16 protein-coding genes are annotated in these 13,836 nt (G+C 62.0%); 8 read left to right on the top strand and 8 right to left on the bottom strand.

Features of this window, described 5'->3' with window-relative positions:
• Nucleotides 1–161 precede the first annotated feature (161 nt).
• The 7 genes from J2858_RS07830 (at nucleotide 162) to J2858_RS07800 (ending at nucleotide 7,973) form a co-directional block, all read left to right on the top strand.
• Nucleotides 162–995: an ABC transporter ATP-binding protein gene (locus tag J2858_RS07830; RefSeq protein ID WP_210104246.1), complete on the top strand. Its 834-nt coding sequence runs from the start codon at nucleotides 162–164 to the stop codon at nucleotides 993–995.
• On the top strand, nucleotides 995–1,816 hold the full coding sequence (locus J2858_RS07825) for an ABC transporter permease (protein WP_210104245.1): 822 nt from the start codon (nucleotides 995–997) through the stop codon (nucleotides 1,814–1,816). The genes J2858_RS07830 and J2858_RS07825 overlap by 1 nt, the downstream gene beginning before the upstream one ends.
• Nucleotides 1,816–3,123: a cytosine deaminase gene (locus J2858_RS07820; RefSeq protein WP_210104244.1), complete on the top strand. Its 1,308-nt coding sequence runs from the start codon at nucleotides 1,816–1,818 to the stop codon at nucleotides 3,121–3,123. Before J2858_RS07825 ends, J2858_RS07820 begins: the two co-directional genes overlap by 1 nt.
• Before the next feature lies 1 nt (nucleotide 3,124).
• Nucleotides 3,125–4,540: an FAD-binding oxidoreductase gene (locus J2858_RS07815; protein WP_210104243.1), complete on the top strand. Its 1,416-nt coding sequence runs from the start codon at nucleotides 3,125–3,127 to the stop codon at nucleotides 4,538–4,540.
• A gap of 431 nt (nucleotides 4,541–4,971) precedes the next feature.
• Nucleotides 4,972–5,553 (top strand): NAD(P)H-dependent oxidoreductase, encoded by a 582-nt coding sequence (locus J2858_RS07810; protein WP_210104242.1) that lies wholly within the window; start codon nucleotides 4,972–4,974, stop codon nucleotides 5,551–5,553.
• A 68-nt stretch (nucleotides 5,554–5,621) separates the two neighbouring features.
• Nucleotides 5,622–6,191 (top strand): hypothetical protein, encoded by a 570-nt coding sequence (locus J2858_RS07805; protein ID WP_210104241.1) that lies wholly within the window; start codon nucleotides 5,622–5,624, stop codon nucleotides 6,189–6,191.
• 282 nt (nucleotides 6,192–6,473) lie between these two features.
• Nucleotides 6,474–7,973 carry a pyruvate kinase gene (locus J2858_RS07800; RefSeq protein ID WP_210104240.1) on the top strand — a complete coding sequence of 500 codons (1,500 nt, stop codon included), beginning with the start codon at nucleotides 6,474–6,476 and terminating at the stop codon, nucleotides 7,971–7,973.
• 28 nt (nucleotides 7,974–8,001) lie between these two features.
• Here J2858_RS07800 and J2858_RS07795 read toward each other — a convergent pair whose 3' ends face one another.
• The 8 genes from J2858_RS07795 to galE form a co-directional block, all read right to left on the bottom strand.
• Nucleotides 8,002–8,403 carry a RidA family protein gene (locus J2858_RS07795; RefSeq protein WP_210104239.1) on the bottom strand — a complete coding sequence of 134 codons (402 nt, stop codon included), beginning with the start codon at nucleotides 8,401–8,403 and terminating at the stop codon, nucleotides 8,002–8,004.
• Between the two features lie 91 nt (nucleotides 8,404–8,494).
• Entirely contained in the window at nucleotides 8,495–8,911 is a 417-nt protein-coding gene (locus J2858_RS07790) for a GFA family protein (protein WP_210104238.1), read from the bottom strand.
• Nucleotides 8,911–9,399, bottom strand: coding sequence for an SRPBCC family protein (locus J2858_RS07785; RefSeq protein ID WP_210104237.1), 489 nt, complete (start codon nucleotides 9,397–9,399; stop codon nucleotides 8,911–8,913). Before J2858_RS07785 ends, J2858_RS07790 begins: the two co-directional genes overlap by 1 nt.
• Nucleotides 9,396–9,725, bottom strand: coding sequence for an ArsR/SmtB family transcription factor (locus tag J2858_RS07780; protein ID WP_210104236.1), 330 nt, complete (start codon nucleotides 9,723–9,725; stop codon nucleotides 9,396–9,398). Before J2858_RS07780 ends, J2858_RS07785 begins: the two co-directional genes overlap by 4 nt.
• Before the next feature lie 118 nt (nucleotides 9,726–9,843).
• A complete protein-coding gene (locus J2858_RS07775) occupies nucleotides 9,844–10,452 on the bottom strand; it encodes an alpha/beta hydrolase (RefSeq protein WP_210104235.1) in 609 nt (202 codons plus the stop codon).
• Nucleotides 10,453–10,464: 12 nt separating this feature from the next.
• Nucleotides 10,465–11,397 (bottom strand): VOC family protein, encoded by a 933-nt coding sequence (locus tag J2858_RS07770; protein WP_210104234.1) that lies wholly within the window; start codon nucleotides 11,395–11,397, stop codon nucleotides 10,465–10,467.
• Between the two features lie 131 nt (nucleotides 11,398–11,528).
• Nucleotides 11,529–12,236 (bottom strand): uracil-DNA glycosylase, encoded by a 708-nt coding sequence (gene ung, locus J2858_RS07765; protein WP_210104233.1) that lies wholly within the window; start codon nucleotides 12,234–12,236, stop codon nucleotides 11,529–11,531.
• A 14-nt stretch (nucleotides 12,237–12,250) separates the two neighbouring features.
• Nucleotides 12,251–13,240, bottom strand: coding sequence for a UDP-glucose 4-epimerase GalE (galE, locus tag J2858_RS07760; RefSeq protein WP_210104232.1), 990 nt, complete (start codon nucleotides 13,238–13,240; stop codon nucleotides 12,251–12,253).
• 233 nt (nucleotides 13,241–13,473) lie between these two features.
• Here galE and J2858_RS07755 point away from each other — a divergent pair, with 233 nt between their 5' ends.
• Nucleotides 13,474–13,833, top strand: a complete 360-nt coding sequence (locus tag J2858_RS07755) for a YbaN family protein (RefSeq protein ID WP_210104231.1) — start codon at nucleotides 13,474–13,476, stop codon at nucleotides 13,831–13,833.
• Nucleotides 13,834–13,836: the final 3 nt, after the last annotated feature.

Genomic DNA, 13,836 nt, shown 5'->3' with positions numbered 1-13,836 from the left:
CGCTTGGCGCATGTCGCGACAGCCGCTGAGTCTGACAGTGCCTTTGGCGCACAACGAAGTCCCCTCCCCCCGTCCCCACGGGGAGAGGGTTAGGGTGAGGGGCAGCTTTTCGAAAAACTCTGGAAAGCCCCCACACACATGCAAAGAACACAAGGCCCTTTATGACCGAGACTGATGCCCCACTGCCCCCCGCCTCCCACAAGCGCCCGTTGGTGGTGATGCGCAATGTCTCCAAGAGCTTTTCGAGCGGCACGCTGGCGCTGTCGGATATGTCGCTCACCGTCCAGGGTGGAGAGTTCGTGAGCCTGCTTGGTCCCTCCGGCTGCGGCAAGTCGACGGCGCTGCGCATCATTGCGGGGCTCGGCGACGTCAGCACCGGCGAGATCGACTGGCCAAGCTCGCGCATCAATTCCAAGGGCCTGCCGGAAGGCGATATTTCCTTCGTCTTCCAGGAGCCGACGCTGATGCCGTGGCAGACGGTGTTCGGCAATGTCTACCTGCCGCTCAGGCTTGCCGGCGTCTCGAAGGCTGCCGCGCGCGAAAACATCATGACCTCACTCGACATGGTGGGGCTCAAGGATTTTGCCGATGCCTATCCGCGAGAACTTTCCGGCGGCATGAAGATGCGTGTTTCGATTGCCCGCGCGCTCGTCACCAAGCCAAAACTTCTCCTGATGGACGAGCCTTTCGCGGCGCTCGACGAAATCACCCGCCAGAAACTCAATGACGACGTGCTGCGGCTCTGGCGCGAAACGGGTATCACCGTCATCTTCGTCACCCATTCGGTGTTCGAGAGCGCCTATCTCTCCAACCGCATCGTGGTGATGAAGGCGCGGCCCGGCCGGGTGCATGCGGATTTTCCGCTTTCCACCAGCCTGGATCGCGGCCCGCTTTATCGCAGCTCGGAAGAATATCGCGCAACTTGCGAAAAGGTGTCGCATTCGCTGATGGAAGCGATCGGCTTTCCGCTTGCCGATGGCATGGAGATGCATTGATGGCCGCCTTGCACGAACCGGGCTTTGTCTTCCGCCATCGCGAAACGCTGCTGCGCATCGCCATTCCGATCCTCGTCGTCGTCTGCCTGGTGCTTCTCTGGCAGGTGCTGGTCACGGCAACCGGCGTTCCGCAATATATCCTGCCCGGCCCGGGCGCGGTGGCGCTTGCCCTCGTCAAGGACTGGGGCACGCTGTCGCCGGCGCTTTGGGTCACGACAAAGATCACGATGTCGGCGCTGGCCCTGGCGCTTGTCGGCGGCGTCGGTATCGCCGTCTTCCTCGTGCAATCGAAATGGATCGAAACGGCATTTTATCCGATCGCCGTCATCCTGCAGGTGACCCCGATCGTGGCCATCGCGCCGCTGATCCTCATCTATGCGCCGACCACGCAGGTGGCACTTCTCATCTGCGCCTTCCTCGTCGCCTTCTTTCCGATCCTGTCGAACATGGTGCAGGGGCTGAAGAGCGTCGATCATAACCTGCTGAATCTTTTTGACCTCTACGGCGCCTCGCGCTGGCAGACGCTGATCTATTTGAAACTTCCGGCATCGCTCCCCTATTTCATGACCGGGCTTCGCATCGGCGGCGGTCTGTCGCTGATTGCAGCCGTGGTGGCCGAATTTGCCGCGGGCTCGGCCGGTGCCGGCTCCGGTCTCGCCTTCCGTCTCCTGGAAGCCCAGTACCGCCTGAATATTCCGCGTCTCTTTGCAGCACTGATCCTCCTCTCGGCGCTCGGCGTGGTGATCTTCGGCATCACCTCCTTCATCGCCTGGCTCGGGCTTCACCGCTGGCACGAGAGCAGCATAAGGAGAGAAAACTGATGTCCTTTCTCGATCTTCCCAAGGCCGACCATTTCGTTCTGGCCAATGCCACGCTGCCCTCCATCACCGTCGAAGGCTACGAGGCCCCGGCCAAGGAAGGCCTCGTCTCGGCCGACCTGATCATTGCCGGCGGCAAAATTGAAAGCATCGTCTCGCCCGGCACGGCACCGGCTGCCCTTCCGCGCGCCGACCTTCGCGATGGCATGGTGTTTCCCTGTTTTGTCGATATGCACACGCATCTCGACAAGGGCCATATCTGGGAGCGCCGGCGCAACCCGGATGGCACTTTCCTGGGCGCGCTCGAAAATGTCAGTGCCGACCGCGCGCAAAACTGGTCGGCGCAAGACGTGCGCGCTCGTATGGAATTTTCACTGAAAACGGCCTATGCGCACGGCACAAAGCTCATCCGCACCCATCTCGACAGCATTCCGCCGCAGCACGGCATTTCCTTTACCGTCTTTTCCGAGCTGCGCGCGGAATGGCAGGACCGTGTCGCCCTGCAGGCCGTGGCGCTTCTGCCGCTGGAGCAAGTGCTGAACGAACCGGTGTTTGCCGATATCGTGGCAGTCACGAAACGCCATGGCGGCCTTCTGGGCGGCGCCACCCGCATCCTGCCCGACTTCGAAAAGATCCTCGAAACACTGTTTCGTGCCGCCGCCGACAATGGGCTCGACATCGACCTGCATGTGGACGAGACGGAAGACAAGCAGGTTCTGACGCTCAAAACAATTGCCGAAACGAAACTGCGCCTTGGCTTTGAAGGCAAGGTCACCGTCGGTCACTGCTGCTCGCTGGCGCGCCAGGACGAGGAGCTGGCAAAACGCACCGTCGATCTGGTGGCCGAAGCCGGTCTTTCGGTCGTGTCACTGCCGATGTGCAACATGTATCTGCAGGACCGACATGCGGGCCGCACGCCGCGCTGGCGGGGCGTCACGCTGTTTCATGAATTGACGGCGGCGGGGGTCAAGACCTCGGTTTCCTCCGACAATACCCGCGACCCCTTCTACGCCTATGGCGATCTCGATGCGGTCGAGGTGTTTCGCGAGTCGGTGCGCATCCTGCATCTCGACCATCCGCTCGACGAGGCGGCCCGCGTGGTGACGACCACCCCCGCCGACAGTCTCGGTCGCTCCGACATCGGCCGCATCAAGGCAGGCCTTGCCGCCGATCTCGTGCTGTTTTCGGCGCGCCGCTGGAGCGAATTTCTTTCCCGTCCGCAGGCGGACCGCATCGTGATGCGGAATGGCATGGGCATCGACCGCCGCCTGCCGGATTACCGTGACCTTGACCCGATCCTGGACCGATAACATGGCCGATTACGCACAGATCAAACGCGACCTCGACGGCATTGCGGTGGAAGACAATCCGGCACTGGTGCGCCAGAAGAGCCGCGATTTCTACTGGTATTCGCCGATTCTCAAGGCAGAACTCGACCATGTGACGGCCGATCTCGTGGTGTCGCCGAAAAACGAGGAAGAGGTCATCCGCACGCTGAAGGTGGCCTATGCCCATGGCGTTCCGGTCACCCCGCGCGGCGCCGGCACCGGCAATTACGGGCAGGCCATGCCGCTTGCCGGCGGCATCGTCTTGAACCTCATCAACATGAACAAGGTGAAGGAAATCCATCCCGGCCGCGTCATCTGCGAACCGGGCATCGTGATTGCCGAACTTGACCGGCAGACCAAGGCCCATTCCGGCCAAGAACTGCGCTTCCACCCCTCCACCGCCCAGACCGCCACCATCGGCGGGTTCGTGGCCGGCGGCTCGGGCGGCGTCGGCTCCATCCATTGGGGCGGCCTTCGCGATCTCGGCAATATCCTGTCGCTGCGTGTCGTCACCATGGAGGCGGAACCGCGTGTGCTGGATCTCAAAGCCTGGGACCTGCAGAAGGTGACCCATGCCTATGGCACCAATGGCATCATCACGCAGGTGGAAATGCCGCTGGCGCCGGCCTATGACTGGGTGGATGTGCTCGTCGGCTACGACGACTACATGGATGCCGTGCGGCTTGCCGATGCGCTCGCCCACAAGAACGGCATTCTCTTGAAGGAAGTGGCGCCGATCGCAGCGCCCATTCCTTACGACTTCTTCCCGCGCCACAAGCCGTTCATCCGCCACCGCAACCAGTCGATCGTGGTGCTGATGGTGGCGCCGCATTCGATGGAGCCGTTCCTGGCGCTGACGCAGAAGATGAAGGGCGAGGTGCTGTTCCGCTCCGATACCGTGGAAAGCATGAAGGGCATTCCGCATGCCTATGAACTCGGTTGGAACCACACGACGCTGCGGGCGCTGAAGGTCGATCCGGGCTTCACCTATCTGCAGGTGCAATATCCCGGCCCCGACCATGTGGCAAAGGTTGCGAAGATGACGGAAATCTTCGGCGACGAGGTGCCCGGCCATCTGGAGTTCATCAAGTTCGACGGGCGCATGCAATGCTCCGGCCTGCCGCTGGTGCGCTACACCACACGGGAGCGGCTGGAAGAAATCATCCGCATCCACGAGGAGAATGGCTGCCCGGTGTTCAACCCGCACCGCTACACGCTGGAAGAAGGCGGCATGAAGCAGACCGACGAGGTGCAACTGGCCTTCAAGAAGGAAACCGATCCGAAGGGGCTTCTGAACCCCGGCAAGATGATTGCCTGGGACAATCCCGATTTCGACTTCAAGGCCGGCCAGAATTACCTGTTTCCCGGCCTGCAGGCCTTTTCCGAAGCAGGGGAGTAGGATCGCGTTCGTCTCACCCCGGGTCTACCCCCTCTGCCCTGCCGGGCATCTCCCCCTCAAGGGGGGGGGAGATTGGCAAGAGGCAAAACCGCCGGTCCAAGATGTGCATTGCGATTAAGTCTGGCGAAACGCTGCATTGAGAAAGCGGACGGCATCAACACGATGATCTCCCCCCTTGAGGGGGAGATGTCCGGCAGGACAGAGGGGGGGCATCACACACAACATCTGAGGACACGACAGGATTAACCGCCACTTTATCCATTCCGAAGGTACTCCCGGCCGGGCGCTCCGGCTCATGCGATCACTCACATGGCATCCCTATTTTTCTCGGCTGGGCGGCGAGGGAATGCGGTGCTGGGACAAACGGCGCGGAAGTTTTGACCTGACGTCCGGGCGGGGTTCGCGCCGGACCAAGATTTGGAGCTTTGCTGATGCGCGTACTGGTTCTGCACTCCCACCCCGTCGAGGAAAGCTATGGCAAGGCGCTGTTTCGCCAGACCTGCGCAAGCCTTGCGGAGGCTGGTCATACGGTCGATGCCTGCGATCTCTATGCGGAAGGGTTCGATCCGGTCCTCTCCGCCCATGGAAGGCGGATCTATCACGATTACCCGGACAATATGGCGGGGCTTGAGAGCTACGTGGAACGCCTGAAGCAGGCCGAGGGGCTGGTCATCTGCACGCCGGTGTGGAATTTCGGCTTTCCCGCCATGCTGAAGGGCTATTTCGATCGGGTCTGGCTGCCCGGCGTTTCCTTCGGTCTTCAGGACGGAAAGCTCACGCCGACGCTTCGCCACATCCGCAAGCTCGGCGCCGTCCTGACCTATGGCGGCACGCCCATGCGCGCGTTTCTCGTCGGGGACCCGCCGAAAAAGATCATCAAGCGTGTCATCCGGGCACAGATCGCCATCGGCGCGCCGGTTAAATTCCTCGCCCATTACGACATGAACAACTGCACGGAGGCCACGCGCGCTGCGTTCCTCATGCGTGTGAAGACGGAAATGATACACTTTTAAGATTGTATCATTTAAAGACATCGTTAAATTTTCATCGCTATAAATCTCTTGGAACAAGAGGTTAAGCGATGCGCATTGTCTTTCTGATCGCCCTTCTGATGCTGGTTGGGTGCGGTACCGCCCCCAACAGGATCGACAATGCCTGCGCCATATTCGCACAACGTGATGGACTGTTCAACAACTGGGCCCGCGACGCAAGGACTGCTTCACAACGATACGGTGTGCCGGTTCCGGTTCTGATGGCGACGATCTATACGGAATCCGGTTTCCGCGCCCGCGCCCGGCCGCCGCGCACCAAGCTCCTAGGCTTCATTCCCTGGACGCGCGCCTCCTCTGCCTATGGCTATGCGCAGGCGCTCGACGGCACCTGGGAGACCTATCGCCGCGAGACCGGTCGCTGGGGGGCCAGCCGCTCCAACTTCGGCGACGCCATCGATTTCGTCGGCTGGTATCACCGCAAGAGCCATGACACGAACGGCATCCCGCTCCAGGACGGCTACCGGCTCTACCTCGCCTATTATTCCGGCCATAGCGGCTATGAACGCGGCGAGTTTTCCTCCGGCACCCGTCAGGCGGCACAGCGTTCGGCCAGCATGGCCAGCCGCTACGAGAACCAGCTGCGCGCCTGCGGTTACTAGGCAGGACGCGTTTGCCGGCGCCAAAGCCGGGTTTCCCTTGCGCCAAGACGTCGCACTGCGATCAATCTGACGGCCGGATTTGCGCTGGCGCAAGGCCGGCCGTTTCCTGTCATACCACCGTCAACTCCGTAGCCCAGCCTTGGGCCCAGAGATGCGGAGAACACCATGCTTCAGGCACAGAGAGACACCCTTATTCCAGCCGGAGCCGCAGACGCGGCAAACGGCGTCGCCCCGGGCAACCGACAGGACGTTTTGGAGACCAGCGAAGAGGATGCTCGCGCAATGCAGGCGCTCTTCGACGAACTTGTGGCGCTGCGTACAGCGATCGCCGAGAGTGCCGTACCGCTTGCCGATGCTCTGTTTTCGAAAGCGCCCGTCTCCGACCGGGACTGCAAGCGCCTTGCCAATCTCTCACACTATCTGACGCTGCGCCGGCGCGATATCCGCCCCCTGCAGCGGCTTCTGATGCGGCTCGGCTTTTCCTCGCTCGGGCGGCTGGAAGGTCGCGTGCTGCCGACGCTCGATGCGGTGCTGGCAAGCCTTGCGGCGGCAACCGGTGCCCCACCGCCATTCCCACGCCCGACGGAAGCGGCGTTCTTTGACGGTGAGTCAGCCCTTGCCGCAGCGGCAGACGAGCTACTGGGGCCGGAGCCCTCGCATCGGCACTGCCGCATCATGGTGACGCTGCCGAGCGAGGCGGCCGAAGCCCCCGACATGGTGGCCGATCTCGTGGCGCGCGGCATGACCATTGCCCGCATCAACTGCGCCCATGACGATCGCGACGCCTGGCGCGCCATGGCCGGCCATGCGCGCGAAGCCGGCGAGCGGCTGGGACGCCCGGTGAAGCTCCTCATGGATATTGCCGGTCCCAAAATCCGCATGGAGGCCGTGGTGCCGGCCAAGGGCACCAAGCTCGACGTCGGTGATCTCTTCCGGCTGGTGGCCGAGGGAGAACCGGCGCTTGCCGGCGAGGCGCGGGTTTGCGCATCGGTGTCGCTGCCGCAGATCGTCACCCGGCTGTCGCTCGGCGACCGTGTTCGCTATGACGACGGAAAGCTGGAAGGCGTGGTCGAGGCGCTGTCGGAGGGTGCCGCGCTCATCCGCGTCACCCGCTGCAAGACGGGCGGCACCAAGATCAAACCGGAAAAGGGGCTGAACCTGCCCGATACGGCGCTTGGCCTTTCGCCGCTCACCGCCAAGGACGAGGCGGACCTGATGAGCGTCGTCGAATGCGCCGACATGATAGGCTATTCCTTCGTCAGCCGGTCAGAGGATATTGATCTTCTGGAGGAAGCTCTTCGCCGCCATGACGGCGCAGAGGCTGGCGGCGCAGAGGGTGCGGGGGCCAGAAAAGGCAGGCTGGGTCTCGTGGCCAAGATCGAACAGCCGGCTGCGGTGCGCAACCTTCCCGTCCTGATCGCCACGGCGCTGCGCCACCAGCGCCCCTTCGGCGTGATGATCGCGCGCGGGGATCTGGCGGCTGAAATCGGCTTCGAGCGCGTGGCGGAAATGCAGGAGGAAATCCTGTGGATCTGCGAATCGGCCTCGGTGCCGACCATCTGGGCGACCCAGGTGCTGGAAGATCTGGTCAAAACCGGCCTTCCCTCGCGCGGCGAAATGACCGATGCGGCAATGGCAGCGCGGGCCGAATGCGTCATGCTGAACAAGGGGCCGGCGGTGGCTGAAGCCGTCACCCTGCTCGACACTCTTCTCGCACGCATGGACGGCCATATTTTCAAGAAAACGCCGATGCTGCGGGCACTGCAATCCTGGCCGGACTAACCACGCCCCCGTCTCGAAGGCGCCGCCGTCAAAACACCTTGGCGGCGGTGACCTCCACCTCGACCAGAAATTCCGGCCGCGTAAAGCCGCCCACGATAATCAGCGTGGATACCGGCTTCGGGTCAAGCGTGTAGCGATCGCGCACCGCCATATAGGGCGCAAAATCCTCCCGCCTGGTGACGAAGCCGGAAATGCGGATGACATCGGCAAAGCTCATCCCGGCCTCATCAAGGATCGCCCGGATCGCCTGGAAACACAGCTCCGCCTGCCCCGTCACATCCGGCGGAATGCTGTCATCGGTCGCGATGCCGAGCTGCCCCGACGTGACGAGAAGCGACGCGCCCGGCGGCACCAGAAGGCCGTGGTTATAATGACCGAACGGCTTTCGAACCGAAGGAGGGTTGAAGACCTGTTTTGCTGCTGACGTCATGCCGTTGCCTTGTCGATTCCCGGTGATCCAGCACCACTATAACCGGGTCAGGAGGCTCTGGAAGAGCTTCCGCACTCAAATGCACACGCCTTCAGGCCCGCGTCGGCATCGCCGGGAATGCGGTCAGCGCAGGATCGATGACGTCCCAGGCTTGGGCTGCATCGGTCCAGGTCACCATGGACGGCGTGTAGCGGGCGGGATCATCGAGACTTGCCGCACGGATGATGAAGATATCCGGCATGGATGGAAAGGTCATGTAGACGGGCGAGCCGCACACCGGGCAGAAGGCGCGCCGCTTGACGGTACCGCTGTCTCCGGTCAGTTCCCATTCCGTTGCATCGCCACCTTTTAAGACTTCGGCAGCCTGAAAGACCAGATGCGATTGGTGACCGGTTCCACTTTCCCGCTGGCACTGCCGGCACTGGCAATCGACCATGGCGACCGGCTGGCCTTCGACGCGGTAGCGAAGCGCGCCACAGGCGCAGCCTCCTGTATAGGCATCGCTCATCACTGTTCTCCTTCGTCGGGGGCTTGCTGAACGTCGTCAAGCAGCGGAGAGATGCGGGGAACCACCGTCTTCCATCCTCCGCTCATGTTTGCGTAGGCGGTTTCGTTGCGGGGAAGGTCGAAGCCCGAGTGGACAAGCCGCAGCCGCGTACCTTGCGTGGTCGGGGCAAGCGTCCAGGTCACGACCGTATCGAGGCGCGAGCCATAGCCTGTATTGGCGTCATCGCCGCCTTTCCAGGAGTATGAGAAACGCTTGTTCGGAACGACCTCCAGCACCTCACAATGGATGGTGCCGTCCCAGGCGCCGGCCGCTTTCGTCTGAAAGGTAAAACGCGTGCCCGCAACGGGCCGGAAACCGGTTGGCGGCATCAGGAAGCGGGCAATGAGTGCGCCATCGGTCAGCGCGCGCCAGATCACCTCGGGAGAGTGCGGAAAGTTTTCCTCCACGACGATGCTCCGGCTGCCCGGCATTCCACCCGTCCCGTTCATGGATTGATCTCCTTCAGGATATCCCTCAGATGTGTAAAGCGTTGGCGCCAGAAGGTGTCGTAATGGCTCATCCAGTCGGCAAGAGAGGCAAGCCCCTCCGGTTCCACGCGGTAGTAAACATTGCGCCCGTCGGGCCTTTCATTGACGAGGCCTGCCAGTTTCAACGTCTTGAGATGTTGCGAAACCGCCCCTTTGGTCACGCCGCTGCCAATGGTCAACTGCGAGACGGAAATCTCGTCGCTCCTGGCAATTCGTTCGAAAACCGCCCGGCGGGTCGGATCTGCCAGAGCGCGCAGAATGCTGTTGATTGGATCGGGCTGGTTCATTCAAAAAAGATAGTGTGCGCTAAACGTTTAGTCAACACTAAACTTTTAGCGCACACTGGCAGGCTTGGGAATCGGCGGGAATGGCCTCGCAAAAGCCACCCGAACGGCGCACGAACCGTTAGGCGCCGTAGGGCTGAAGAAAAGCCTTCAGCGCGTCGATCTCGTTCGGACGGATTTCGTGGCCGCCCGGGTGCCAGTCGAGCGTCACGTCCTCGCCCTGGGCGGTAAAATAATCCGCCAGCGCCTTGGTGAGCGGCACCGGGCAGATCGGGTCCCTCTCACCCGCGGTGATCAGCACCCGGGATGTGCCGGGGCGCGGCGTGGGGTGGAAGGGGATCAGCGGATGCATCAGCACGGAGGCGGCAAAGAGGTCCGGCTGTTCGATGACGACATTGGCCAGAATGTTGGCGCCGTTCGAAAAGCCGAGGCCGATGACCGGTCCCGCCTGGTATTTGTCGCGGTTGGCGGCAACGAAGCCCGCCATCCGCTTGGTTGCGCGGGAAAGGTCGTCGAGGTCGTAAAGGCCCTCTGCCTTGCGGCGGAAGAAGCGCGCTGCGCCGTGTTCGGACACATCGCCGCGCGGCGAGATCACCGTGGCCTCCGGCAAAAGCCGGCTGCCGAAATCGAAGAACTGGTTTTCATCGCCCCCCGTGCCGTGAAACACGAAGAGGATGGGAGCGCCCGGTTTTCCCGGGCGCACGCGGTGCAGATAGCTTTCGGTGCTCATGACAGCGTCCTCTTAGCCTTCCAGCTTTTCCAGATGCTCTTCGAGGTAAGAGCGCAGGTGGCGGTGCTGGGTCGGCAGTTGCAGGGCTTGCCCCAGATGCGCAGTATCCTCGTCGCGGTCAAAGCCCGGCTCGTTGGTGGCGATTTCGAACAGGACGCCGCCCGGCGTGCGGAAATAGATCGCCCAGAAGTAATCACGGTCGATGACCGGGGTCACCTGGTAACCGGTATCCATCAGTGCCTTGCGCACTTCCAGCTGCTTTGCGCGGTTCTCAACGGCAAAGGCAATGTGATGCACGGAGCCGGCGCCCTGCTGGGCACGGGCAATGTTCGGCATGGTTTCGATGTCGATCGTATCGGCGCCATTGCCGCCGGGGATGGCAAGACGGGTGACGCCATCCTTGCGATCGACTTCCTGATAGCCCATGAACTTCAACAGTTCCACCGTTGCCCCTTCGTCGCGAAGACGCATGGAGGCGGAATGAAAACCGCGAATGGCGTGATCGGCGTCGACGCCATTGCCGGTCCAGCCGGTGCGGGCATCGTTCTTGACTTCGGCAAGCGCAAAGCCGTCGCCATCCGGACCGAAGAAGTTCAGGCGCTTTTCACCGAAAGCCTCGTCGGCCTTCATTTCCAGGCTGCCCTTGGCGGCCAGGCGGTTTGCCCAGTAGCCGAGCGAGCCTTCCGGAACGGCAAAGACCGTGGTGCCCACTTCGCCGGTGCCCGGACGACCCCTGGCGATATGCGGGAACGGAAAATAGGTCATGACGGAACCGGGCGTGCCGACCTCATCGCCATAGTACAGATGGTAGACATCCGGTGCGTCGAAATTGACCGTCTGCTTGACGCGGCGCAGGCCGAGCGTATCGGTGAAGAACTTGTTGTTGCCGCGGGCGCTGGCGGCCATGGACGTAACGTGATGCAGGCCCTTGATCTGGTCAATCATCTTGAAAACCCCTTTGTTCCTGCGAGACCGTCGACCGGCTCGCTTGTCTGGGGTGAAGATGGCCCTCTTCTGCGAAATTGCATAGAGTGAACAATCAGAACGCATTGTTCACAAAACAGAGCTAGACGGCCTCAGGCACTCCCGGCAGCGATGGCGGGCAGTTGCCAGTCGATGGGATCGCGGCCGTTGGACATCAGATAGGCATTCGCCCTGGAAAAATGACCCGAGCCGAAGAAGCCGTTATGGGCAGACAGCGGCGAGGGATGCGGCGCCTTCAGCACCAGATGCCGGCGCTGATCGACGAAGGCTGCCTTCTTCTGCGCATAGGCGCCCCAGAGCAGGAAGACGACGTGCCTGCATTCGTCATTCACCGTGCGGATGACGGCGTCGGTAAAGCGTTCCCAGCCCTTGCCCTGATGGGCGGCGGCGCGCCCCTCCTCCACCGTCAACACGCTGTTCAGGAGCAGCACGCCCTGGCGCGCCCAATGCTCCAGAAAGCCGTGCGCCGGCTGTTCGATGCCGAGATCGCTGCGCATTTCCTTGTAGATGTTGACGAGCGACGGCGGCACGCGCACGCCGGGGCGCACGCTGAAGCACAGGCCATGCGCCTGCCCTGCCCCGTGATAGGGGTCCTGCCCGAGGATCACGACCTTCACCTCAGCCAAAGGCGTGAGATCGAGCGCGCGGAAGTAATCGGAGCCCTTGGGAAAAATATGCTTTCCCGCCTGTTTTTCCAAGAGCAAGAATTGGCGAAGTTCAGCCATATAGGGCGCTTCGAACTCGCCTCTCAGCGCCTGTTTCCAGCTTTCCTCCAGCTTGACGCTGCCCATATCCGCCATCGCGGGTCCCCGTCTCAGTTCAGATGAAAATTCGCCTTGGAATGCCAGTCCCAGGCCGAGCGGATGATGTCGTGCAGGGTGTATTGCGGCTCCCAGCCGAGCACGGCCTTTGCCTTGTCATTGTTGGCGACAAGCGTGGTGGAATCGCCATCGCGACGGCCGACATACTCGACCGGAAACGGCTTGCCCGAAACTTCGGAGATCGTCGCCAGCAGTTCCTTCACCGTGGTGCCGGTGCCGGTGCCGAGGTTCAGTTCCACCGTCTCGCCGCCATTCAGCAGGTAATCGACGGCGCGCACATGGGCGTCAGCCAGATCGAGCACGTGGATATAGTCGCGCACGCAGGTGCCGTCGCGCGTGTCGTAATCATCGCCGAACACCTTGAAGCCCTGGCGGCGACCAAGCGCTGCCTCGATGGCAAGCGGAATGGCGTGGGTTTCCGGCGTATGCCATTCGCCGATGCGGCCTTCGAAATCGGCGCCGGCGGCATTGAAGTAGCGCAGCATGACCGAGCGCAGGCCCTTGTAGGTGCCGTAATCCTTCAGCGCCTGCTCGATGATGAATTTCGTGCGGCCATAAGGATTGATGGGCGCCTGCGGATGGGTTTCGTCCATCGGCACCTGCACCGGCAGGCCATAGGTGGCGCAGGTGGAGGAGAAGACGAAGGCTTTTACGCCGGCATCCATCGCAGCCGAGAGAAGCGTCAGCGCCCCGATGACATTGTTGTCGTAGAAGGCAACCGGGTTCTTCACCGATTCGCCGACTTCGATCAGCGCGGCAAAGTGCAGGACGGCATCGGGCTTGTACTTTTCAAACACCTCCTCCAGCCGCGCCCGGTCGCGGATATCGCCCTCTTCCAGCGGTCCCCATTTGGCAAATTCCGCATGGCCGTTCGACAGGTTGTCAAAGACGATCGGCAGGTAGCCACGCTCAGCAAGAAGAAGGCAATTATGCGAACCGATATACCCGGCACCACCGACAACCAGGACCTTCTTTTGCGACATGGGCACTTGCAACTCCGTTGATGTTGCGCGGCAATATAACGGTCCGAAACAGGATTACCAGCCGGCAGTTCCACTGAGCCGGTTCGTCATCATTCGAACGGGCAGCAGGGCCACATATTCGTGACAGCGCCCTGATCGGCGACCGGTGACAGGAACTGCAGAGCGTGCGGACGGTTTCGCAAGCCTGCAGTTTCCGCTAGGGTGCGGACCTCAGGTTTTGGGATTTATCCACCATGCGTTGGTTGTTTATGGGCCTTGGCTGGCTGTTCGTGGCACTGGGCGTGATCGGTGCGTTCTTGCCGGTGATGCCGACCACGCCGTTTCTACTGCTGGCCGTTGCCTGCTTCACGCGCTCCTCGCCGCGGCTGGAAGCCTGGCTCCTCAATCATCCGCGGTTTGGAAAGCCGCTGCGCGACTGGCGCAGGAGCGGCGCGATTGCGCGCAAGGCCAAGATTGCCGCCGTCTCGCTGATGAGCGTCAGCTACGCCATCTTCTTCTTCGGCACCGCGCCACCGCTCTGGCGGGCGCTGCTGGTGGCAGCGGTGATGGTCGGCTCATCGATCTTCATCCTGACGAGGCCGGATGCGGCCTGATCT

The sequence above is a fragment of the Neorhizobium galegae genome (assembly GCF_017877135.1).
GTDB lineage: Bacteria > Pseudomonadota > Alphaproteobacteria > Rhizobiales > Rhizobiaceae > Neorhizobium > Neorhizobium galegae_A.
Note: the sequence above shows the minus strand (reverse complement) of the source record. Positions and strands in the feature narration are given on the sequence as shown.